Source organism: Streptomyces sp. NPDC059895 (assembly GCF_042731035.1).
Classification (GTDB): domain Bacteria; phylum Actinomycetota; class Actinomycetes; order Streptomycetales; family Streptomycetaceae; genus Streptomyces.
In genome coordinates this window covers 1-21,308 of the sequence record NZ_JBHWKO010000074.1, presented here as the reverse complement: position 1 = coordinate 21,308, position 21,308 = coordinate 1, and the positions used below count along the sequence as shown (strand labels likewise).

The 21,308-nt window shown below is 71.4% G+C and carries 24 protein-coding genes and 1 pseudogene; all 25 read left to right on the top strand.

Features of this window, described 5'->3' with window-relative positions; genetic code table 11:
* Positions 1-81: 81 nt before the first annotated feature.
* Positions 82-1,206: pseudogene (locus tag ACFV9M_RS39645) on the top strand (ATP-binding protein); the annotation flags it as partial.
* Positions 1,207-1,902: 696 nt separating this feature from the next.
* Positions 1,903-2,070: a hypothetical protein gene (locus ACFV9M_RS39640; RefSeq protein ID WP_385077736.1), complete on the top strand. Its 168-nt coding sequence runs from the start codon at positions 1,903-1,905 to the stop codon at positions 2,068-2,070.
* Positions 2,060-3,103: a hypothetical protein gene (locus ACFV9M_RS39635; protein WP_385077733.1), complete on the top strand. Its 1,044-nt coding sequence runs from the start codon at positions 2,060-2,062 to the stop codon at positions 3,101-3,103. The genes ACFV9M_RS39640 and ACFV9M_RS39635 overlap by 11 nt, the downstream gene beginning before the upstream one ends.
* A gap of 205 nt (positions 3,104-3,308) precedes the next feature.
* The gene (locus ACFV9M_RS39630) at positions 3,309-4,019 is read left to right on the top strand and encodes a hypothetical protein (RefSeq protein WP_385077731.1); all 711 of its coding nucleotides are present in this window, start codon (positions 3,309-3,311) and stop codon (positions 4,017-4,019) included.
* 169 nt (positions 4,020-4,188) lie between these two features.
* Entirely contained in the window at positions 4,189-4,647 is a 459-nt protein-coding gene (locus tag ACFV9M_RS39625; protein WP_385077729.1) for a hypothetical protein, read from the top strand.
* Positions 4,644-5,831, top strand: coding sequence for a hypothetical protein (locus tag ACFV9M_RS39620; RefSeq protein ID WP_385077727.1), 1,188 nt, complete (start codon positions 4,644-4,646; stop codon positions 5,829-5,831). Before ACFV9M_RS39625 ends, ACFV9M_RS39620 begins: the two co-directional genes overlap by 4 nt.
* Before the next feature lie 436 nt (positions 5,832-6,267).
* Positions 6,268-6,765 carry a hypothetical protein gene (locus ACFV9M_RS39615; protein ID WP_385077724.1) on the top strand — a complete coding sequence of 166 codons (498 nt, stop codon included), beginning with the start codon at positions 6,268-6,270 and terminating at the stop codon, positions 6,763-6,765.
* Positions 6,766-6,864: 99 nt separating this feature from the next.
* Positions 6,865-7,290, top strand: coding sequence for a hypothetical protein (locus ACFV9M_RS39610; protein ID WP_385077721.1), 426 nt, complete (start codon positions 6,865-6,867; stop codon positions 7,288-7,290).
* A complete protein-coding gene (locus tag ACFV9M_RS39605) occupies positions 7,287-8,132 on the top strand; it encodes a relaxase/mobilization nuclease (RefSeq protein ID WP_385077719.1) in 846 nt (281 codons plus the stop codon). The genes ACFV9M_RS39610 and ACFV9M_RS39605 overlap by 4 nt, the downstream gene beginning before the upstream one ends.
* Positions 8,133-8,145: 13 nt before the next feature.
* A complete protein-coding gene (locus tag ACFV9M_RS39600) occupies positions 8,146-8,841 on the top strand; it encodes a hypothetical protein (RefSeq protein WP_385077717.1) in 696 nt (231 codons plus the stop codon).
* A 23-nt stretch (positions 8,842-8,864) separates the two neighbouring features.
* Positions 8,865-9,623 carry a hypothetical protein gene (locus tag ACFV9M_RS39595; protein ID WP_385077714.1) on the top strand — a complete coding sequence of 253 codons (759 nt, stop codon included), beginning with the start codon at positions 8,865-8,867 and terminating at the stop codon, positions 9,621-9,623.
* Positions 9,620-10,279 (top strand): hypothetical protein, encoded by a 660-nt coding sequence (locus tag ACFV9M_RS39590; RefSeq protein ID WP_385077712.1) that lies wholly within the window; start codon positions 9,620-9,622, stop codon positions 10,277-10,279. The genes ACFV9M_RS39595 and ACFV9M_RS39590 overlap by 4 nt, the downstream gene beginning before the upstream one ends.
* A gap of 340 nt (positions 10,280-10,619) precedes the next feature.
* Positions 10,620-10,952, top strand: a complete 333-nt coding sequence (locus ACFV9M_RS39585; protein ID WP_385077710.1) for a hypothetical protein — start codon at positions 10,620-10,622, stop codon at positions 10,950-10,952.
* 22 nt (positions 10,953-10,974) lie between these two features.
* On the top strand, positions 10,975-11,358 hold the full coding sequence (locus tag ACFV9M_RS39580) for a hypothetical protein (RefSeq protein ID WP_385077708.1): 384 nt from the start codon (positions 10,975-10,977) through the stop codon (positions 11,356-11,358).
* On the top strand, positions 11,355-12,158 hold the full coding sequence (locus ACFV9M_RS39575; protein ID WP_385077705.1) for a DUF317 domain-containing protein: 804 nt from the start codon (positions 11,355-11,357) through the stop codon (positions 12,156-12,158). Before ACFV9M_RS39580 ends, ACFV9M_RS39575 begins: the two co-directional genes overlap by 4 nt.
* 28 nt (positions 12,159-12,186) lie before the next feature.
* A complete protein-coding gene (locus ACFV9M_RS39570) occupies positions 12,187-12,543 on the top strand; it encodes a hypothetical protein (protein WP_385077702.1) in 357 nt (118 codons plus the stop codon).
* Positions 12,534-13,355, top strand: a complete 822-nt coding sequence (locus ACFV9M_RS39565; protein WP_385077699.1) for a DUF317 domain-containing protein — start codon at positions 12,534-12,536, stop codon at positions 13,353-13,355. The genes ACFV9M_RS39570 and ACFV9M_RS39565 overlap by 10 nt, the downstream gene beginning before the upstream one ends.
* 72 nt (positions 13,356-13,427) lie before the next feature.
* Positions 13,428-13,940, top strand: a complete 513-nt coding sequence (locus ACFV9M_RS39560) for a hypothetical protein (protein WP_385077696.1) — start codon at positions 13,428-13,430, stop codon at positions 13,938-13,940.
* 2 nt (positions 13,941-13,942) lie between these two features.
* On the top strand, positions 13,943-14,071 hold the full coding sequence (locus ACFV9M_RS39555; RefSeq protein WP_385077693.1) for a hypothetical protein: 129 nt from the start codon (positions 13,943-13,945) through the stop codon (positions 14,069-14,071).
* 94 nt (positions 14,072-14,165) lie between these two features.
* Complete coding sequence (locus ACFV9M_RS39550) at positions 14,166-15,953, top strand: type IV secretory system conjugative DNA transfer family protein (RefSeq protein WP_385077690.1); 1,788 nt, start codon at positions 14,166-14,168, stop codon at positions 15,951-15,953.
* A gap of 26 nt (positions 15,954-15,979) precedes the next feature.
* Positions 15,980-16,576: a hypothetical protein gene (locus tag ACFV9M_RS39545; RefSeq protein WP_385077687.1), complete on the top strand. Its 597-nt coding sequence runs from the start codon at positions 15,980-15,982 to the stop codon at positions 16,574-16,576.
* A 272-nt stretch (positions 16,577-16,848) separates the two neighbouring features.
* Complete coding sequence (locus ACFV9M_RS39540; protein WP_385077684.1) at positions 16,849-17,691, top strand: hypothetical protein; 843 nt, start codon at positions 16,849-16,851, stop codon at positions 17,689-17,691.
* A gap of 104 nt (positions 17,692-17,795) precedes the next feature.
* Positions 17,796-18,662 (top strand): hypothetical protein, encoded by an 867-nt coding sequence (locus tag ACFV9M_RS39535; RefSeq protein WP_385077681.1) that lies wholly within the window; start codon positions 17,796-17,798, stop codon positions 18,660-18,662.
* Positions 18,659-19,930: a DNA cytosine methyltransferase gene (locus ACFV9M_RS39530; protein WP_385077678.1), complete on the top strand. Its 1,272-nt coding sequence runs from the start codon at positions 18,659-18,661 to the stop codon at positions 19,928-19,930. Before ACFV9M_RS39535 ends, ACFV9M_RS39530 begins: the two co-directional genes overlap by 4 nt.
* A complete protein-coding gene (locus tag ACFV9M_RS39525; RefSeq protein WP_385077675.1) occupies positions 19,930-21,051 on the top strand; it encodes a DnaB-like helicase N-terminal domain-containing protein in 1,122 nt (373 codons plus the stop codon). The genes ACFV9M_RS39530 and ACFV9M_RS39525 overlap by 1 nt, the downstream gene beginning before the upstream one ends.
* The last annotated feature ends 257 nt before the right edge of the window (positions 21,052-21,308 follow it).

Sequence of the window (21,308 nt, the reverse complement as noted above, 5' to 3'; positions counted from 1 at the left end):
GGCGAGTAGACCTTCATCACCATAAAAGATGCCTCCTACCCGACCTCTACCGGGGCCGGGATCAGAGGTGTCCACCACTCGGGGACAGGCCCCGGGTTCACCAACCCGAACCTGCTGCTCGCCGGCGTGATCGGCCAGGGCAAGAGCGCGCTGGCCAAGTCCTTCGCCCTGCGTTCGGTCGCCTTCGGGTACCGCGTCTACGTACCGTGCGACCCGAAGGGCGAATGGACGCCGGTGGCAGAAGCCCTCGGCGGCCGGTCCGTCGCCCTCGGCCCCGGACTGCCCGGACGCCTGAACCCCTTGGACGCAGCCCCGCGCCCGCAGAGCGTCTCCGAGGCCGACTGGGCCGGCGAAATCCGCAAGCGGCGCCTGCTCCTGCTCGGCTCCCTAGCCCGGACCGTTCTGGGCCGGGACCTGATGCCCATGGAGCACACCGCCCTGGACGTCGCCCTCGACACCGTCGTCACCCGCGCCACCACCACGCAGGGCACACCACTCCTCGGCGATGTCGCCGCCACCCTCAACAACCCCCACGCGCTCGACGAGGCCGCCGAAATGGTGTCGGGCCAGCTCGGTGTCGCCGCCCGCGACCTGGCCCACGCCATGCGGCGCCTCGTCCACGGCGACCTGGCCGGCATGTTCGACGCCCCCTCCACCATCGCCTTCGACCCGAACGCGCCGATGCTCACCATCGACCTGTCCCGGCTCGGCGGCTCCGGTGACGACACCGCCCTCGTTCTCGCGATGACCTGCGCGAGCGCCTGGATGGAATCGGCCCTCTCCGATCCGTCCGGAGGCCGGCGCTGGATCGTCTACGACGAGGCATGGCGGTTGATGCGGCACGTCGGCCTGCTCCAGCGCATGCAGGCCCAGTGGAAGCTCAGCCGCGGCCTCGGCATCGCGAACCTCATGGTGATCCACCGGCTCAGCGACTTGCTCACCGCCGGCGACGCAGGGTCGCAGGGGCGCGCCTTGGCCGAAGGACTCCTCGCGGACTGCTCCACCCGCATCATTTACCGCCAGGAGACCGACCAACTCCACGCGGCGGCCTCGCTGCTCGGCCTGACGTCCGTCGAAATGGACGCCATAGCCCACCTCAACCGAGGGCGTGGCCTGTGGAAAGTCGCCGGCCGATCCTTCATCGTGCAGCACCTCCTGCACACGCGCGAGCTGGCGCTCTTCGACACCGACGCTCGCATGCACTGAAACGCAGGAGGCACATGAATACCGATGCCCAGCGCGAACTGATACCTCGCGACGCCCCCCTCCACCTTATCGGCGCGCTCGACGACATGAAGGCCGAACTCCTCGACGCCGCCAAGCAGTAGCAACTGCTGGACGAAACCGGTCACGTGCCGGCCACGCCGTCCTACGCCGATCTGCTCCAGCATGCCGCCGACGCGCAGACCCTCTTCCACGACGTCGTCCGCATGACTTCCGACTTCGCCCGGACCGCCCACAGCACAGGCCGCGTCGGCAGCGCCGTCCTCGCCCACCTCGCGACGGCGGCCACGACGTCGAGCCACGCAGCACCGTACTTCGCCGAGACCGCCCTTTCCCTGCCCCGGTCCTCCAGCCCGAGCGACCGGCACCACCGGGAAAACCGCATGGTCATCGACCACGCCACGGCCCGCGGCCCATCTGCGGCGCACGTCGGAATCACTCCGCGACGCGATCAGGGAACGCGACGACCACCTCGACTTCCACCGCTTCTTCCCCACGCCTTCCCGACGACAGAGCCCGACGCCCCACCGCCCAGGCCGATCGCACGCCACCGGTAGCCCGCACCGAAGCATCCACGCCGACATCGCTCTCTCAAGGAGTCCCCTGAACCGCCCCGCCCACTTCAACGACGCCGACTGGGCCGAGTACCAGCACTGCCAGGCCGAGCACGATGACCTCATGGCGCAGGTCGCCGAGCGCGAAGCCCAGATGGAACACGGCTTGATCAATGCCTACGACGAGTACGCATTCGACTTCACTCCCCTTCCGGAGCCGAAGCCCAGCACCGCTCGCCGGACGCCGCCGCCGCGCCACACACTCCCGCGCGGGAGAAGCCGTGCTCTCTGAGGACAAGAACACCCCGACCGCCTCCCCCGCCGACGCCCACCACACCTGCGTCGACACGTCTGCCATCGCGCCACTCCCCGACCACCGCAACGTGAACACCGCCTGGTGGCAGGAGCTGTGGCGCCGCCACGCGCACATCACCACGCCTCTGCGGCAGCGCGGGCTGGAGTGCGACATCGAATTCGGACTCAGCACGTACCTGGTGCACGTATCACTCCCGGACGGCAGCTACCTGATCGTTTCACCACCGCAGGAGCCACCTTCCAACCGTCCGCCGGGGGACCCGGAGGGCTGGACCGTTACCCGCCAACACCACGACGGCCACGAGCCGTACGAGCTGATCTACGACTCAACCCCCTCGGTCGACCCCAGTGCCCCCAAGCGGCCCGAAGCCCGCCACGGCGGCAGCGCCTCGCACCTGATCGAGGCCATTGACCAGCGGCTCGCCCCACTCGGCCTGCTCCAGGCTCCTCCCTCGTCTGCCGGAAGCCCGCGGGTGCCTGCAGCCCCGCAGCCCCACGCACCAGAGCCCCTGGACCTCTTCGACGTCGCCCAGGACAGCACGCTGCACGACTCCGACATCAGTACCGCGAGCGAGAACGCAGCGCCTCAGACAGCAGGGCCGTCCGTCGGTCCCGCCGCCAGCACGGACCGCACCACCATGTACGTCTACGGCGACACACTCCTCGCGCTCACCGACCGGCTCAACGCAACCGAGTCGCATGCAGACGCCGCGGCCTTGCTGCACCAGATCCTGGACCCCACCAGCGGCCTGCTGGAGCGGCTCGGCGAGTTCTTCGAGGCAGCCGGGGAGAAAGCCAAGCAAACCGAGCAGGACGACGGGTTCGATCTCCGCTACGACCTTGAGGACGCCGCAGCCGCCCTGCGCGGTCTCGGTGAGGACCTGCACACCGCCGTCGACCGCATGCGTGCCCTGGCCCCCGCGCGCCAGAGCGCCAGTGCTGGCCTCCCTGCGAGCCCAAGCCCGGGGCTGCCGCCGGCGAAGACCCCGAGGCCGGGTCGCACCCGGTGAACGAGGCGACCCCGACGCTCACTGCTGCCTCGTCCGCCGCGAAGACCTGGAATGTGCCGCCTTCCCGGAGCGGTGAGGTCCACCAGCCGCAGGCCCGGCTTCGTGGCCTCCCGTCCCGCCTGGGCCCGAGTGACGGCCCGCGCCACCGGGGAGGTGCACGCTGCGCTACCTCGGCACTCCCTCGGGGCCTGAGATACTGGCCGCGATGAGCGCCGGACGCATCGGCTGCATGACCACCCCCGCGCAAGGCAGCCGGATCCCCGAGGGCGTGCTGTATGCCTGCGACAACTCCAAGTTCGGCAGCGACGGCAGGGGCCGCTACTGGCCCGGCGCCGAAGCGTGGTTCTCCTGGCTGGAGCGGACCGTTGAACGGTACGGGCCGGATCGCTGCCTGTGGGCGCTCGCCCCGGACCAGCCGTTCGACGCCGCCGGCACCCTCATCGAGTCCCTGCCGTGGCTGGCCCGCATCCGCGAACTGGGAATCCCCGCGGCCTACGCCGGCCAGGACGGCTGCGATGTACCCGGGCTGCTGCCGTGGGATGCCTTCGACGTCCTGTTCCTGGCCGGATCGACCGCCTGGAAGCTCGGCCCGGTCGCGGAGCGGCTGGCTCGCGAGGCGAAGGCCCTCGGGAAGGGCGTGCACATGGGCCGCGTCAACTCGCGGATCCGGCTGGGCATCGCCGAGTGGTTCGGCTGCGACAGCGCCGACGGCACCTACCTCGCGTACGGGCCCGACAACAGCACCAGCGACCGCGCCCTGCTCATCCAAACCGCCGTGCGGCTACTCACCGCCCAGGGCATCGGCGTCAACTTCCGCCACGCCGCGCCCGCTTCCGCGGGCCCACCGACTCGCCCGCCCACAACGACGCCCGGCATACAGCCGACGGCGGGCACACCGTCTCCTGCACGGCGGTAGACGCGCCCCACCCATCCCGGAGTCGCCGCTGTCCGATCCTGACCAGCGGATGCTGCTGCACGACGTGGCAGACCGGCTCAACACCGTGGCCGACCACCTCCCGCTCCCAGACCGGATCCAGCCAGACCCGGCTCTGAGCGAGACCGCCCCGAGGAGAACCCCACCCCCCTTGCAACCCGGCACCCACTTCGCATTCGGCGACCACGAGGAACACGGCTTCGTCGCCTCCTTCACCTCTGCCGTGCCCGCGCACCTCGCCCATTGGTACCTGGTGCGCGAGCAGTTCGAGCCCGTCCCCGGTGAAGCAGGGCTGTACCGGCTCAGCGAGCCCGAGCGCGACGGTCCCCGCCGCACCCGCCAGGCTGTCCACGATCTGCGCCGCCAGGGCTACACCGTGCAGGCCGACATTCGCCTCGACCCAGCTCCCTCCGCCGGCCCGCCACGCCCCGTCCGGCCCCACGGAGCCCAGGAGCGCCGCAGCCGTCTCGCCCCGGCCGCCGCCGGCCGAACGACGCAGCGCTCCATACCGTCCACCACCTCCCCGCCGTCGGCCCGGCCAATTCCGCCGAAGCCCACCTACGCTCCGGCCATCCACCTGACGGCTCCGGGCGGCGGGCGGTCCCGATGACGCCCGCGAGCAATCCGGTCGCCGACGGTCCCCTGGCGGCACCGGAACTCGCCAATGCGGCACGTGACTTCCGGCTGCGGATGGCGGTCATCGACCGTGAGACCGGGGTCGCGCTCGACATGACACGCGACCGCTACGGCCGCCCCGTCCACCCGGGCGCCGCGGCAGCCGCACGAACGCACCGCGACAAGGCGGCCGTGGAGGCGTACACCACCCACCTCGCCCCACACGCCGAGGCTCTGCTCGATGCCGCCCGCCTTGTGCTCGACGAGCTGCCACCCGCCCGGCACCTGGCCGGGTGGCGGAAAGTTCTGGACGGCCTGGCTGCCTCCGCCGCCGAGATCCGCCGGGCACTCGACCGGCCGGCCGCACCCGGTTCCCCGGCCGAACGTGCTCAGCACGCAACCCTGTGGCCGCACCTCACCGCCTGGGCGGACCACAGCTCCCTCGCCAGCAACCTCGCCGACCAGCGTGACGGCCAGCGCCACAAGGCTCCGCTGACCGACGAGGAACAGCGGATGTGGACCGAGACGGCCCAGGCCGCGCAGGGGCGAGGCGAGCTGGAGCTGACCGAGTCGTGGTACGCGGCCGACGGGCAGCCGATCACCCTCGCCCACTTGGTCAAGGACGACGACTCGACGGTGGTCGCGCTGCGAGGCGACCCGGACGCACCGGGCTGGCAGGTGATTGGACACTACGGCCACGAATACGAGGCAGGGAAGGTACTGCCCGCTCCGGCCCCGCCCGGCGTGCTGCGCGCGGACGTCTCCCGGTTCAACCGCCCGGCACCGGTCCCGGAGGTGTCCCTGCAGGAACTCATCCGCGATGTTGTCGAGGGCCGAACCGCCGGTGACGCATCGAACGCTCTCTTCGGCGCGGTCCAACGCGGCAACGACGCGGGCCCGATGGTCCGTCTCCAGGAACTCCTTGAAACGAGCAGCCAGTTCGCCAGAGCCCTGGAAACCGTGCAGGGCCGCCAGATCGCCGCGCGCCTCTCAGCGCTGGGCCGGCAGATCGAGTTCCTCACCCGCGAAGTCGAGGCAGCGGCCGAGGACCTCGGCGCGACCGTCGCCGTCCTGCCCCCGCACCGCACTCCCGTGCTGCGCGCCCGCCCGCGCCCAGCCGTGGATACCACACCGCCCACGCCGCCGCTCCGCGCCAGCGCCACCGCCCGCCACCGCTGAGCAGCACCGCCCCCGGCTGCTTGCAGCCGGTGCCGCGTTCCTCGCCGGGTGGCTCCCGCTTGTGGCTCTGCCGGGGCCCGTCGCGGCCACCGTCGCGGTCGCCCTGCCCGGTGCGTTCCTGACCGTCGTGGTCGCCTGCGCTGACGTGGCCACGGACGCTCTTGCCTCGGCGAGTCGGTCCAGCGAGGCGTACCGTGGCTGATCCTTTCGATCGGCGTCGGACAGTCCGCCAGCCTCGCCTTGGCCGGGCGCCTTGCCGAGCATCAGCGCTGTACTCCCCGCTGCTGAAGCGGCCTTCGCTCTCGCCGCGTGCCGACGTCTCGGCCCCGCCGGACATCTGCCGCGGCCGACACCGCCGCCCGCTCCGAGGCCGGCACAAGACGCCCTGCTCGGGGCGCAACCCACCACTTTCCGACCCTTTTGAGGAGACCGACTTATGGCCGTGCGTAGGCAGTGGACCGTGGAGCATGCCTGCTCCCACCGTGTGGTTCATGACCTGTCCAATCGTCCTGCGGACAAGCGGGCGGGCTTTGCCCGCTGGCTCGCGTCGAAGGACTGCACCGACTGCTGGAAGGCGGCGCGCGACGCCGACACCGAGTCCAAGCAGGAGTGGCTCGCGGCGAAGCGCACCGAGGAGCAGGAGGCGGCTGTGGCATGGGCGAAGCAGTTCGACATGCCGCAGCTGGAAGGGCTGGAGAAGGCTCTGGACTGGGGCGAGCGCTCCCGCCACCAGCTGATGACGGCCGCGCACACCGCGCTGGTCGCGGAGGGAACCTGGGACGAGGCGGACTGGGCGGAGCTGGAGGAGAAGGCGCGGGTCATGACCCTCGCCGGGTGGTGGATCGACCAGCGCGATGCCGACGGCTCTGATCTGCTCGAACTCCTCGACTCGGCCACCGAGGCGGACCGCGGGACGGAGAACCCGTTCCGCTGACGGCGGGGAACATAGCCGGGGAACGCCGGTTAGCCAAACCGGCGTTCCTCCGGACCCTTGTTCCTCCCACCCCGCCGCCGACTGCGTGGAAGGAACCGCATGTCCCAGCCCCCGCCCACTTCGGCCTTCGCGCCGACGCCAGACCCGCTCACCCCCGACCGGGACATCACCCACGCCCACTTCCAGGCCGGTGACACCGTCGTCGTCCTGAAAGGGGTGGCCAGCGGGGAACTGTGGGGCGATGCGATGCGCGTGGTGGCACCGTCCTGGCACTCCCCGACCGACGAGGACGGGTGGCGGCTGCGGGATGCGACCGGCGGCGCCCAGTCCTACGTCACCGGCCACCCCCGCTACCTCGTGCATCTCTCGCACCGCTGCCCGGACTGCCTGATCTATCTGCGGGCCATGGAGGACGCCCTCCTTGCGCGGTTCGCCGGCCGTGACGAGCTGATCGACTTCGGCTGGTACACCACCACAGCCCTGGGCCAGCTCGTGCACATCGCCGACATCCGGGGCGGCCGGTGATCCCCCGCCTGCACGAGCGGACCCACACGCCGCGCGACCCGCTCGAAGAGGCGCTGGGGCGGCCGGTCTCACCGAACGAGGGCCTGTCGGAGTACACGGTCGTCGCCCACTGGCGCGGCCTGGATTACTTCACCCTGGACGACGAGCAGAAGACCTGGACGTCCCTCCAGTGGGCCGAGCACCTCGAAGAGGCGCTCTTGGAGCACCCGTTCGCCGCCAGCCCCGACGACGACCGGCGGGCGATCCTCCACCTCGATGTCCGCCTTCACCCGGACGACCGGGAACTGACCGGACCGGAGTGGGCCGAGGTCGCTCACCGGCTCGCACGGGCCGCTGGCATCGAGATTCCCGGCAAGGAGTCCGGCTGTCGGTGGATCGCCGTCCAGGCCCAGCCCGGGCGCCTCGACCTGATCGCCAACCTGATCCACCTCGACGGCGCGTGGCATGCTCCTCCCGTGGACACACTGCGACGCCTGGCTCATGAGGCGCGTCGCATCGAACAGGACCTCGACTTGGTCCCTGTCCGATCCGACTCCCCTTCGCGGCCTGCCGTCCGCACGGCGCTCACGGCGTCGGCACAGCTCGCGAGCATCCTCACGCAGCTCGCCAACGAACAGGCCGGCCCGCTGGCCGCAGCCCGCGGACTCGTCGAGCACACCGCGCACCGGATCGCCCGCCAGCCGGGAGCAGCCAGCACCGGTACGGCATACCGCCTGGAGCTGATCGCCCGCCGCCTCCACGCCGTCCAGCAGGACCTGGACACCACCGCAACCCGCCTGGTCCAGCCCCATGCCGTCCCGGCCCCGGCCTCCGTCCGGGACACCGCCCACCGATCACCATAGGAGAAACGTCTCCTTGCCCCGTACCGACCGCTTCCTGGACATACGCCGCGACCCGCACTCCGACGAACTCCTCGCCCGCGGCGGCGACTCCGAGGCGCACAGCATCCTTCAGCGCGCGGGCTTCGTCGCCGTCGTCCGCATTCACGAGACGTACCACCGCGCCCCCGCCGGCCTGGCCGAGGACGACGAGTCCCGTCTGGCCACCAACGCTGTCGGCCGCCTCCGAGCAGCCGGATACCACGTCGACTGCGACGCAGACTTCGACACCGACTCACGTCCGATCAACTACCTGCCGCTGGGCACCTCCGTCGCCCACGTCGCCGAGCGCCTTCGCGAGGCCACCACTACGGACGAGGCGGCCGAAGCGCTGACGGAGCTGACCGCGACCCACGACGGCGTCCTCGCCGCGCTGGAGAACATCCTCACCGCCACCGCCGACTTCCACGACGGGCTCGGCCAGGCGGCCGACCCCTACATCGCGCGGCGGCTGCGCTACCTCGCCGACGAGCACCTTCGCGTCATCCGTACCGGCCTCTCCGAGACCCGCAACCAGCTCGCCGACCGGCATGCCCCGCACCCCGGCCGCAGCGCCTGCACTGGGGAAGTCCCGTCAACCGAGCACGAGCGCTCCGCCGTGTGCGCCTGCCCGCTACCGCCACGCACCCTCCCGGCCCCGCCGCCCCCGACGGCGGCCGGACTGCGCCGCTGACTCTTACCTCGCCCAAGGACACCATGCCCGACCACGACACCTCCGAGCGCCTCGCCTCCTATGCCGACGTCCTCGCCGGCGAACTCCCCGACACCTGGACCAGCTCCCACCTGCCGGCCGGCGCCAAGGACGACCTCGCCGAACTCGCCGACCGCATCTGGGACCTGGACCTGGTCGCCGCCTCCCTCGCCGAGCACCCACTGAAGCAGGCCGCCGTCCTGACCCGACCGGACGGCGCGCAGCTCGTCCTTGTGGACCGGCACGACGAGCGCGGGGGTTTCCTCATCGCCGCCGTCGCCCCGCCCGCCCTGCCCGACGAGGCGTACCGCGCCGTCCCCGAGCCCAACGGCATCGCCCTGGCCGACGACCCGTTCCTGAGCGCCGAGCAGATCGCCGGCGACCTGCTCGCCCGCTACGACAGCGCCCTCGCCCAGGTCCGCCACAACTCCCTGGGCGGCATCCGGCCCTCCCGGCCGGACCGGGTCGTCCTGACCTGGCAGCCGGACGGCAGCATCGCCACCGTCCCCGCCGACGACCGTGCCGGCGCGGTCCTCGTGGCCCACGGCTTCGTCCAGGACCCGCAGAGCGGCATCTACCGCCTGGGGGGCGACGACACCCAGGCCCAGGCCCACGCCCTGCGCGAGATCGGCCCACACCTCGACGCGCTCGGCATCGGCACCGCTCTCCAGCACCCCGCAGGACGGACCGCGCCCACCGCCGTCCCCGCTTCCGTGCCGCCCGTCCCGGCCGGTCCCCGGACACCGGCCACCCGGTCTCGGTGAAGCAGACGGAGCCCGACTTCTGGGTGCTGGAGTACGTCACCATCACCAAGGACCCCCGCACCGACCTGGTCGTGGCCATCGGCGGCACCGACAAGGCCGCGGACATCCTCCAGCGAACCGGCGGCTTCCTCTCCGCTCCCGGCCCACGCGGGGACTATCACCGGCTTCCGCACGGCCTGCCCGTCGAGCAGCAGCGCCTGAAGGCGACCACCGCCTCGCACGCCCTGCTCGCCGCCGGGCACAGCGTCCACCTCGACCCCACGCTGAACATGCTGGCCACACCGGACGGTGAACGTGAGGCAGCCCTACGCTACCTGGCGCGGCTCGCTGAGCGGGCCGCTGCCGCCACAACCAGTAGTGAGATGGCAGAGGTCCTGACCGAGGTCGCTGCCCCCATCCACGGGCTGCTGCCCCTCGCCAGAGAGGCCGTCGTCCGCGCCTGGATCGCCGCCGGCGACCTCCAGGGGCGCGCACCCGCCGGGGAACCCGGGGAACTCGATCCCATCGCACGGCTCGGAGGCACCGCCATCTCCATGAGCGAGGCCGCCCGCGCCATCCTCCATGCCCGCAACCACGCCGTACGCCCTGCGCAGCGGCCGGGCACTGCCTCCCCGCCGCCGATCCGCGCCCATCCTGCGGTATCCCGCCGCCGTTGACCCCAGAGAGCCACATGGCCAACCTGGCCGACGAATACGGCACGGACGTCGACATTCACATCAAGGCTCTGACTACTACCATCCACACCGACACTCCGACCGGCGCCCCCTCTCACCTTACGACCTGCTGGAACGCCTCGGCCTGAAACGCCACGCATACCCCACGGACGCGCCGCTCTACGTCTGGCACACCGTGCCCGAACACCTCGACGCCGACGAGCAGAGCGGCTGGCGACCCGCGCCATCCCCGTCCTGCTCCTGGCCGGGTACGAGGTCAACTGCACGCCCGACGTCTTCGACGAAGCCGCCTACCGGCAGGCCGTGCACGACCTACGCGCCCGTGCGGCCCGCCCTGCCGCGCAGCAGCCGGCACCGGCCGGCTCCCCCTCGCGCGCAGCCCCGGACCACCGCATCCCGTAAGGCGCCTGGGCGGTCCCGGCACCGCGCCGGGGCCGCCCACCTCACCACCCGAGCCCCGGAGAAACCCGTAGCGCCCCGCACGCCCCCACCGATCAGCAACCGGCTGAAGCCCCGACTCGCCACGGCCCTCTTCCGCCACTATCTGCGCGCCTGCATTCCGACCCGGCCCGACCGCCCCTCCCCGCTGGCCGGCGCCCGCCCGGAGGCCGTCCTCGCCGAGACGCAGGACCTCGGGCAGCGCCACCACCACTGACCGTCCACCGACCCGGAGGAGCATGTCCCACCCCGCCCCCTACCCGGTGAGACTGGCCGACGAGATCACCCGCCAGCTCGGCCGGCTCGCCGACCACCTCTCGCAGCTCCCCCCGCCCCAGGCCGCGCAGGTCATCGCGCGCGTTCTCGACCCGGACACCGGAGTCCTCGGCGGCGTCACCTACCTCGTCGCCACCGGCAGCGTGTTCGCCAAGGACCAGGCAGAGCAAGGCGCGCTCCCTGCGGAGGTATGGCTCGCTCTGGGCCGCGCCTCGAACGAACTGCACGACATCACCTTCGACCTGGACGAACACGCAGACACCCTGCAGCGCGTCGGCACCCAGCCCTCCACCCCCGCTGCGAAGCCCCCAGCGCCCGCACCGCTCGTCGTACGGCGGCGCCGGTGAAGAAGAAGCGGTGGCAAGGCTGGGGGCCCGGCGAGCAGGCCGAGCAGCACTACCTCGTCCAGCCCCGTGCCCTGGCCGGCGGCGGCGACGTCCGGCACGTCTCGGAGTTCCTGCGCGCCTCGGGCTGGCGGGACAAGTCCAAGACGGGCGGCCCCCTTCACATGGAGAACCCGGACCGGACCGTCCGCGTCGCCTACGACCCCTACGTCCTTCCCGGCGGATGGACCGTCCGCGGCAGAGCAGACGGGGCGAACGGCGAGTGGTCTGCGCACCTGGGCCGACAGATCCCGGTGGAGATCATCGCCGGCCTGACCGACGCCCTCACCCACCCTCGCTCCGCCCACGCCCCCAACGTCTGGGCCCCGCTGCAGGAGCAGACCTGGCACACGCGCTTCGAGGGCCAGGACTACATGGCGACCAGTCCCGACGGCACCGCGTGGATGCAGTACCGGCAGAGCCCCGACGGGGCGGCGATGTGGTGGAGCGGAGCGAAGGACGAGCAGGGCAACGGCTGGACGGCCAACTTCACGCCGAACACCCCGATGCACCTGGTGCAAGCCTTCTCCACCGAACTCGCCAGCCCCGACCCCGTGATGCGCCCGCGCGGACGCGTTCCGTACAGCGCGCAGATCCGCACCTGGTCAGTGTCCGTCAAGCCCTCCCAGCTCAGGGCGTGGCAGCAGGCCCGCATCACGGCCGCCCGCGCCGCCACCTGGGCCCGCAACAGCGCCCAGAGCACCCGGCCGCGCACCAGCCCCCGCCCCTACACCCCGGCCGGCGGCGCACGCACCCGCCGCTGACCGCAACGGCACCGCCCCGAGGAGCCCGATGCCCGCACTCACCCCGGACACCATCAGCACCCTGACCGAAACGCTCGCGGACCTCACCGACCACCTGCGTGAGAACCCCGACCCCACAGAAGCCCTCGCCCTCGTCGAGCCCCTCCTCGACGAGTACACGGGCCTGCCCGTCCAACTCGCCGACACGCTGCGCGCCCTCGCCCGCTCCGTACAGGAACACCCGGACACTCCGCGCACCGCACAGGGCAACCTTCTGATCACCAAGCTGCGCACGGCCGCGTGGGAACTGGCCGATCAGCACACCCTCCACTACGTGCTGGACGATCTCCGCAACCTGTACGGCAGTTCGCCGTCGAGCGAGCCGGGGTGCTGCTGGTGCCGCTGAGCGAACGGCAGCTCACCGCCTTCGCCGACAAGCACGCCGGGCAGATCCCGTACGACACCAGCCCCCGCCACCTCGCCGGTCCCGGAGACGCCCGCCACGTCACCCACGGCCTGGCCGCCGCCGGATGGAACGCCGTCTCCGACCCGCTGAGCGCCGAGATCATCCTGCGCAGCCCCGATCGTCGCCACCGTCTCCAGTTCGACCCGCAGTCCCGCACATCGGCATGGTGGCGGCTACGGGCGGAGCCCGCCGGCACCGAACCCGGCTGGTACGCCGAGTTCGGCGAACTCGTGCCCGCCGAGGTCCTCGCCGCCTGCACCGACGCCCTCATCGCCCCGCCGCCACAGCAGCCCGACCCGTGGCAGCCGGTGACCTCGGCGGGCTGGCACCACGACTCAGACGGCACCGCGCGCTCGCCGGACCGTATGTGCCACATCGAACTGCGCCCGCTGAGCGAGTTCCACGACCGGCCGCCCTGGCACATCGAGACCCGCGAGCCCGGCCACGGAGAGTTTCCCGGCCCGCGTATCTGGCACGCCTACCTCGACGAGCACACCCCCGCCCACCTGGTCACTGCGTTCCTCACCGCGCTGGTCGACCGCACCCCGCTCCAACGCGGCATGTTCGACCGCACCGGACACCACACCGCTGTGCAAGAGGCCAGCCCGCTGCGTCCGCAGCAGGTGGTCGACGCCCACGCCACGCGCCTGAAGTCGATCCCCGCACGAGCACGCTCCGCCCGCCGCCAGCAGACGAAACCCGCGACGACCCCGGCGAACGCCAGCACCGCGCAGCCGTCCGCTCGCCGCTGACCCGAGAGGCCCCTCCCCATCTCCCGAGACCACCACGCACACCGCGACTTCCTGCGCCACCTCGACCACTACGTGCGGGACAGCAAGAAGATCCTCGACGCCTGGGACGCCTACTCCGACGAGCACACCGACCTCGACGGATGGCCCTACGACGACCACGCCTACGGCATGCGCGCGAGCCGGCGCGACGCCGACACCCTCACGGCGTTCGAGCCGCTCCGCCACGGCGCCCGTCACCTGCTGGCGACCGCCGAGACACCACTGGTCCAGCTGCCGGTCAACACGGTGCAGGGCCGCTGGGTCTACCAGTTGGGCGTCCTATGCGACGCCTTCGACCGGCTCGACGAACTGCACGGGCAATGGCTGGCCACCCGCGATGCCCTCCCCGCCACCGCCAAGCCCGGCACCGCCGACTTCGACAATGCCCTCGCCGAACACCACGCCGAATCGTGGAGCTACCTCCACGACTGGGCCACCCACGGCAAAGCACTCCCGGAAATCAACACCGCCGCCCGCAAGGCCCGTTCGCCTCTGGCCCCCATACCGGCCACCGCACTGGTTCGGCGAACCGCGGCACGGAAGTGAACATGCCCCCGACTCCCGACACCATCGAGGTCGGCTTCATCGCCCCGCGCCACCTCACCGCCGGGCACGTCGTCCGCCGCAAGACCACCCCCACCGACCTCCGCCCGCACACCACGGCCTGCGTGCTATGAGCACCACCCCGCAGAATCGAGGGCCCCCGCACCAGTCGTCCGGCCGCCCCCGACGCACCCGCTGACCCTCTGCCACCACCCGGAGCCCGCCTCTTTGCCGCCCTCTTCCGACAACCCCGGCGAGGGGTACGACCTCACCTTCCGCATCCTCCTCGCCATCCTCTCCGCCGCCGTCCCCTTGTCCCAGCTCGCCTGGCTGTCAGGCAACCTCACCGCCTGGCTGACCGGCCACGACTGGGTGTCCTACCAGCCGACCGCCGCCCTGCTCCACCCAGAGCAGGTCTGGCCCGAGACCGGCGCAACAGCCCTGCTGATCGGCGCACGCGTCGTCCCCGCCGCCGTGCTCCTCGCGCTCGGTGCCGTGGCCGGCGTCCTGTGGTCCCGCCACAGGGCCGGAGGCGGCCGGCGGAAGAAGATCACCGGGATGGCCAAGCCGAAGGACATCGAACCCCTGATGGCCAAGGCGATCACCGCCAAGGCCCGCTCCCTGCGCCCGAGCCTGAAGACGGCCAAGCACATTGCCGCGAAGGACACGGGCGTCCTCCTCGGCAACCTCCAAGGCACCCGGCACGAAGTCCGGATGGGATACGAGGACGTCGCCGTCGCGATCATGGCGCCGCGGTCCGGGAAGACCACCTCCCTGGCGATCCCGTCCATCCTCGCCGCCCCCGGGCCCGTTCTGCTCACCTCCAACAAGGCCGCCGGCGACGCCTACACCGCCACCCTCGACGCCCGCGCAGAGGTGGGGCGAGTGTGGTCGATGGACCCGCAGCAGATCGCCCACGCCGCCCGCGAGATGTGGTGGAACCCGCTCGCCGACGCCAAGACCCTCGACGGCGCCGGACGGCTCGCCGGTCACTTCCTGGCCGCCTCCGTCGACGCCTCCCAGCAGGGCGACTTCTGGTCCAAGGCCGGCAGCAACATCCTCAGCCAGTTGTTCCTCGCCGCCGCCCTGGACGAGCGTCCGATCACCGACGTCATGCAGTGGCTGGCGTTCCCCGCCGACCGCACCCCGCTGGACATCCTGCGCGACCACGGCTTCACCGCCGTCGCCGCCCAGCTCAAGGGCACCGTGGAAGGCCCGCCCGAAACCCGCGACGGCATCTACGAAACCGCCCGCCAGTACGCCGCCGCTCTCCTGAACAGGGAGATCGCCGCCTGGGCCACCCCGCAGAAAGACGTCCCCGAGTTCCGGCCCACCACGTTCGTCACCTCCACCGACACCCTCTACCTGCTGTCGAAGGACGGCGGCGGCGGAGCCAGCGCGCTGATCGCCGCCTGCGCGGACTCTGTGATGCGCGCGGCCACCGCCCAGGCCGAGAGGGCCGGCGGACGCCTCGACCCGCCGATGCTCGCGGTCCTCGACGAGGCCGCCAACGTCTGCAAGATCAGCGACCTGCCGGACCTGTACTCCCACCTCGGCAGCCGCGGCATCATCCCGATCACCATCCTCCAGTCCTACCGCCAGGGCCAGAAAGTCTGGGGCGATGCGGGCATGGACGCCATGTGGTCTGCCTCCACCGTCAAGGTCATCGGCTCCGGCATCGACGACCCCGACTTCGCCGACAAACTCTCCCGGCTGATCGGCGACCACGACGTGGAAACCACCTCCACCTCGACCTCCGAATCCGGCAAGTCGACCTCGGTGTCGATGCGGCAGGAACGCATCCTGCCCCCGGACGCGATTCGCGCCCTGCCCAAGGGCACCGCGCTGTGCTTCGCCACCGGCATGCGCACCGCCATGCTCGATCTGCGCCCCTGGTACCTCGAACCCGGCGCCGACGCCCTGTCCGCCGCCTCCGCCCGCGCGTCCAAGGCGATCACCGACCGCGCCGTCGCCAAGCACACCCCCCAGCACCGCGACTACGACACCACCGCCTGACCCAGCCCGACTTCCCCGAAAGCAGCATGGCCCTCACCGACCACCACGACGTCTTCATCGGCGCGACCGGCGACGGACACACCTTCCTCGTCCTCAACCGCCCCATCCCCCAGGCCACCCGCATACTGACCGACGCCGGCTTCACCGCCCGCCGGCACCACGGCCGCACTCTCTACCTCTTGCCTCCCGACACCGCCGAGGACGCCCACGAACGCGCCGGCGTCGCGGCGTACGGGCTGATGGCCCACACCCACGACCTCGTCGACCTGGCCTGGACCACCCGCCACCACAACGGCGCCCAGGACCCGCCCGACGTGACCCTCCGTTTCACCGACGGCACCGTCACCGCGACCGCCGCCACGAACGCGGCACACGCCGTCCTCCTCCAGCACGGCTTCACCCCCACCGAACGGGACGGGGACTACGAACTGCCGAGCGCCCTCAGCGAACGCACCACCCTGAGCGCCGTGGTCAGCGCCGAAGCCCACCTGCACGTCCACGGAGTGAGCGTCCACGTCGACCTCGGTATCCCCACCGTGCAGGACATCCCACCGGCCCCACCCCGCCCCAACGCCGCCTCCGTGCCGACGCACGCTCCCGCAGCCACCCGACGCACCCGCTGACCGTCCGTCCCTCTCGGAACCCTGTGCATCCCATCGACCTTGGGGCCGAGGTCACGCGACTGCACACCCTCGGCATCCTGCAAGCGCACACCGACGGCCCTCATGCCCTCGGATCGCTCCTCGGCACAGCGTAGGCCCGGCACGTATCACCGCCGCCCTCCACGCCGGCGCGGAAGACCCCCGGGCTCGTCCCAGGTGTGCACCAGCGGCCGTCCCCGAGTTCTGGCTCCACCCGCCATCGCTGACCCAGCCCGCCCCCAGACCCACAACTGATGACGACAGCACCCGACCCCAATCACACCCCCATGTTCGACGTGGACGTGCCCGCACCACTGACGCACGTGGAACGACTGCTGGCGCTCGCCGCCCTCTACACCCAGCACAACGACCGGATCGACCTCCTGTTCTCCGGCCGTGCCGCCGCCGTCCCGGACGTGTACGTGTCTTCCGCCCGGCGTCTGGAACGGGAGGCCCTCGCCTGCGTCAAGGCAGTCCGGCAGCAGCGTCTGCCCCCCATCGAGCCTGTGCCCAGCGCCGTTGTACGACTCAAGCAGACCGCCTACCTGACCAGCGGAGCCACGCGGTACCTCACCTCCGCCCAGCAGTCCCTCCCTCCCGACAATGCGCGCCCCGGCGCACGCCCCGATCCCCGCCGCGGGTTCGGCCAGTACGTCCGGCTGGCCCGTGAACTCACCGCACTCGCTCCAGCGACCGTCGCCGAATCCGCTCGGCACATCGCCGACCGACTACTGGCCAAGGCGCACCCCCACACCGCCGTCCCCGGCATGGACCGGGCCCAGCGCGACACCCTGCTCACCGTCGCCCGCGGCCACGTCAGCGTCACCGGGCAGTACGAACGCAGCAGCCGCGACCGCACGGCACCGGTGGACATCGACGTACTGCGCCACCTGGAGGTCCAGGGCCTGGTGGACCGCGAGACCGCGTCCGCCCCCTCTCCCTTCTCCGGCGGACCGCCATGCGACCGCGTACATCTGACCTCCCTGGGCGTTTCGGCCCTCAGCACGGTCATCGTCGCCCCGCTGTATGCAGGCCCGTCTACGGGCCGCCCCGCCCCCTCCCCGCCAGCGGCCACCACCGCCCGCGCACGCCGCTGACACCCACACACCCGCAGCGCGCGCTTCTCACAAGGAATTCTCCGATTACCGCCTCACCCACACTCGTCTGTATCTCTCTCGGTGCCGGCGTTCAGTCCAGCGCCATGCTCGCGCTCTCCGCCGAGGGAATCCTCCCGAAGGCCGACTACGCGATATTCGCCGACACCGGCTGGGAACCGAAATCCGTCTACGACCATCTCGACCGGCTCGAAAACGAAATCGCCGAGCCTGCCGGAATATCCGTCCTCCGGGTGTCTTCCGGAAATATCCGTGACGATGCCCTCGATCCGGATCACCGGTTCGCCTCCATGCCGCTCTACATCCTCAACCACGACGGGAAGCAAGGCATGACCAGGCGCCAGTGCACCGGGGAATATAAAATAAAGCCAATCAAGAAGAAAGTCCGGGAACTCCTCGGACATCCCTATCCGCAGCGCATCCCGAACGATGTCTTCGTTGAGCAGTGGGTCGGCATATCCACCGACGAGTTCCACCGGGCCAAGGACGCCGACGTCCGCTACATGCACAACCGGCACCCTCTCATCGACATGGGATGGTCCCGCAGCGACTGCCTCCGCTACCTGGCCTCCCTCGGCTTCGCGAACACTCCGAAATCATCCTGCCTGGGCTGCCCCTATCACGGAAACGCGCAATGGCGGCATATCCGAGACACGAGCCCGGAGGAATGGCAGGACGTCGTCGCATTCGACGCGGCCATCCGCCAAGGCAACGCCCGCGCCAACGCCAACGGCAACCGACTGCTGGGACAGGCGTTCCTCCACCGCTCCCGTGTACCACTGGACCAGGCGCCCATCGACCACGTCACCGCCGCCGAACGGGCCGCCCGCGAGACCGGCGCACGGCGCCAGGAGGAACTGGAGCACGGTGTCATGGACGGCTGCTCTCCCTGGGCGTGCCGTGGTGACGCGGACTCCGAGCTGACGCGGAACGACTTCGGGCTGGCTTCTTGATTCTGGACCTGTTCGCGGGGCCGGGCGGCTGGAGCAGGGCGCTGCATGTCCTCGGCGTGCGCGACGTCGGCCTGGAATGGGACCAGTGGGCCTGCAAGACACGTGCTGCGGCTGGGCAGTTGACCATCCGGACCGACGTGGCAACGTATCCGGCCTGTCCGTTCATCGGCCGCACGCACGGGCTGATCGCCTCCCCTCCGTGCCAGGCGTGGAGCATGGCCGGCAAACGCCTCGGCCTGCTCGACCAGCCGCTGGTGCACGCGGCGGTCGAGGACCTGGCCGCCGGACGCGACACCCGCGCAAGCCTCCTCGCCGCCTGCCGCGACGAGCGCTCCCTGCTCGCAGCCGAACCCATGCGCTACCTCCACGCCCTGAACACGGCCGGCGAGCCCGACTGGGTCGCCATGGAGGAAGTACCGGACGTCCTGCCCCTGTGGAAGCAGTACGCGGCCGTCCTGCGCGGCTGGGGGTTCTCCGTCTGGTACGGGATCCTCAACGCCGCCGACTTCGGCGTCCCCCAGACCCGGAGGAGGGCAATCCTCCTGGCCTCCCGCGTTCGGACGGCACAGCCGCCCGCGCCCACGCACGCTCAACTCGCGGAGCCGGAGTCGCTGTTCGGTCCGGGCCGCGCCCGTTGGGTCAGCATGGCTGAAGCACTGGCATGGGGCGCGACCGACCGGCCCGTCCCTACCGTCTGCGCGGGCGGCGGGCCCGGTGGCGGGCCCGAGCCGTTCCCGTCGGGCTCCCGCAAGACACTCTCCGACGCCCGGGAGCGCGGCACCTGGATGCCCCGGCCGGACGGGGTGGTCCTGCAGTCTCGTCGCGAAGGCGCGGGGTGGGCGGCCCGGCACGGCACACGCGAGAACCGTGCCGCTGACGCTCCGGCGCCGACGTTCACCGCCGAGGCCCAGCGCTGGTCCTGGTCCCTGCGCAGCAACAACCAGGCCAACGCGACCGTCCGTCCGCTGTCCGAGCCAGCCGGCACGCTGTTCTTCGGGCACCGCGCCAACGAGTGCACCTGGGTCGCCGAGCCCACCGCACCTCCGGCCGAGGACGCCGACGCGCCGACCGTTCCCGAGCCGATCCGGATCACCGCCCGCGAGGCTGGCCTCCTGCAGACCTTCCCCGCCGACTACCCCTGGGCCGGCAACAAGGGCCAGCAGTTCTCCCAGATCGGCAACGCCGTACCCCCGCTGCTCGCCGGCCACCTCCTCGCCCCACACCTCGGCGTCACCCTCGACCCTGACGACTTCACCCTCGCCGCCTGATGCCCCACCCCTCCCTCGAACCCGACGAAGACGACCTCGACACCATCGCACCGTCCCAGCCCGTCTTCCACGTCGAGCAGGCCCTCCTCGGGGCCCTCCTCCTCGAACCGCACCACCTCAGCAACGTGAGCGGCATCACCGCAGCGTCGTTCTCCACCGCCGCGCACGCCGCCCTGTACGGCGCGATCACCACCCTGCCGCGCCCCGACCCCGCCGAGCACACGAAGAACACTCGGTGGCTCGACCACGTACTCGCCACAGGCAGGGAGCAGGCGCGTGGTCTGACCGCCTCCTACTTGCACACCCTCATCCAGGTCTGCCCCTGGCCCAGCCACGCACCGGCCTACGCACGGATGGTCGAGGCCGAACACTCCCGCCGCTGCCTACAGACAGCCGCCGAACGCCTCGTCCAGAGCGTCCACGATGCCTCTCCCCCGCACCCCGTCCAGACGGTGCTCGCCGAGGCCGACGCGCTCGCCGCGGTCGTGGACGACATCGCGAGCCGCTTCCCTCCACGCTCAGGCGTGCTGCCCCGCACCCCGGCACCGCCGCCGCCCGCCGCGCCCGACCACACGGAGGCCGTCGAGGAGGAGCAGATGCTGCTCGCCACCGCCACTGCCTACCCCTGCGACATCGACTCCGTCCGGTGGCTGCTTCCCGACGACTTCACCCTGCCTTTGCACGTCGGCCTGTGGCAGTGTCTGACCGCCCTCCTCCGGCGCCGCGAGCCCGTCGACCCTGTCACCATTCTGTGGGAAGCCCAACAGCGTGCCCTGCTCGACGACGGAACCGAACCGGGCGAGGTGCTCCACCTGCTGGCCGAACCGGCTGGTTCCGTGGAGCACTGGGGCGAGCGCGCCCTGCAGCGTTCCCTCCTGGCCACCGCCGACCACACCGGTCGGCGCATCGAAGCGTACGCTGGCGATCCGGCGAACACCCCGTTCCAACTCGTCGTCGGCGCCCGCCGCTCCCTCGCCGACATAAGCGCCATACGCACCCGCTGGCAGCACGCCACCAAAACGATCCCGACACCACGACCGCGCCCCGCGCCCACCACCCGAGCCGGCCCGCCGACCACCACGGCCGCGCACACCGCACGTGCCGCGCGAGCAATCCGATAAGCCCCTGCAGACGCCGGTGGCCGGACCCGAAGGGTCCGGCCACCGGCAAAAGAGACGACACCCCAACGTGACTCCCACTATTGACGCCCACGTCCGCCTCGACATCCACCCCACTCATCCCAGCGCCGTGACCGCCGTCCTGACCGGCACCTAGTAGGACTCCGTTAGGGCCTGTATTGAGTCGTGATCATTGAGCGGTTCGAGTGAGGTCCTTGATCCAGATCATGGAGGCGCGGAGGTGGAGTCCGGCGAGGTAG

Bases quoted from the DNA above. Each gene is read 5' to 3' on its own strand.
- ACFV9M_RS39640 (WP_385077736.1), top strand. From the start codon at position 1,903: ATGGCGCAGGTCGCCGAGCGCGAAGCCCAGATGGAACACGGCTTGATC.
- ACFV9M_RS39630 (WP_385077731.1), top strand. From the start codon at position 3,309: ATGAGCGCCGGACGCATCGGCTGCATGACCACCCCCGCGCAAGGCAGC.
- ACFV9M_RS39620 (WP_385077727.1), top strand. From the start codon at position 4,644: ATGACGCCCGCGAGCAATCCGGTCGCCGACGGTCCCCTGGCGGCACCG.
- ACFV9M_RS39615 (WP_385077724.1), top strand. From the start codon at position 6,268: ATGGCCGTGCGTAGGCAGTGGACCGTGGAGCATGCCTGCTCCCACCGT.
- ACFV9M_RS39610 (WP_385077721.1), top strand. From the start codon at position 6,865: ATGTCCCAGCCCCCGCCCACTTCGGCCTTCGCGCCGACGCCAGACCCG.
- ACFV9M_RS39595 (WP_385077714.1), top strand. From the start codon at position 8,865: ATGCCCGACCACGACACCTCCGAGCGCCTCGCCTCCTATGCCGACGTC.
- ACFV9M_RS39580 (WP_385077708.1), top strand. From the start codon at position 10,975: ATGTCCCACCCCGCCCCCTACCCGGTGAGACTGGCCGACGAGATCACC.
- ACFV9M_RS39570 (WP_385077702.1), top strand. From the start codon at position 12,187: ATGCCCGCACTCACCCCGGACACCATCAGCACCCTGACCGAAACGCTC.
- ACFV9M_RS39555 (WP_385077693.1), top strand. From the start codon at position 13,943: ATGCCCCCGACTCCCGACACCATCGAGGTCGGCTTCATCGCCCCGCGC.
- ACFV9M_RS39545 (WP_385077687.1), top strand. From the start codon at position 15,980: ATGGCCCTCACCGACCACCACGACGTCTTCATCGGCGCGACCGGCGAC.
- ACFV9M_RS39540 (WP_385077684.1), top strand. From the start codon at position 16,849: ATGACGACAGCACCCGACCCCAATCACACCCCCATGTTCGACGTGGAC.
- ACFV9M_RS39535 (WP_385077681.1), top strand. From the start codon at position 17,796: ATGCTCGCGCTCTCCGCCGAGGGAATCCTCCCGAAGGCCGACTACGCG.
- ACFV9M_RS39525 (WP_385077675.1), top strand. From the start codon at position 19,930: ATGCCCCACCCCTCCCTCGAACCCGACGAAGACGACCTCGACACCATC.